General features: G+C 42.0%; 1 pseudogene. It reads right to left on the bottom strand.

The window, feature by feature from the left end:
* A pseudogene (locus IC21_RS17125) lies at positions 1–269 on the bottom strand (IS21 family transposase); the annotation flags it as partial.

The raw sequence follows: 269 nt of genomic DNA, 5'->3' as shown, positions 1-269 counted from the left end.
TATAAAATACAATTTTACACATTTACCTTGAGGCGTTTTCTGATTGGTTTTCCCGAAGTCTACCTGAGCTTGTTGCCCCATTGGCGGGTCAGGTATCGCTTGATAAACCCGTTGATGTGTCTCTTTTGGTATGGCATATTTTTCACGAAGTTCTTTGACATAACTACGTACCGTACTTTCCCCAACAATTAGTTTAGGGTAGTGCTCCATCAACCAATCATGGATCTGTGCCGAAGACACATCTGGGTTTTCACTCAGCCAAGTATGAA

It is taken from the genome of Heyndrickxia coagulans DSM 1 = ATCC 7050, from assembly GCF_000290615.1.
Classification (GTDB): Bacteria; Bacillota; Bacilli; order Bacillales; family Bacillaceae_C; genus Weizmannia; species Weizmannia coagulans.
This window is presented reverse-complemented; position numbering and strand designations above follow the sequence as displayed.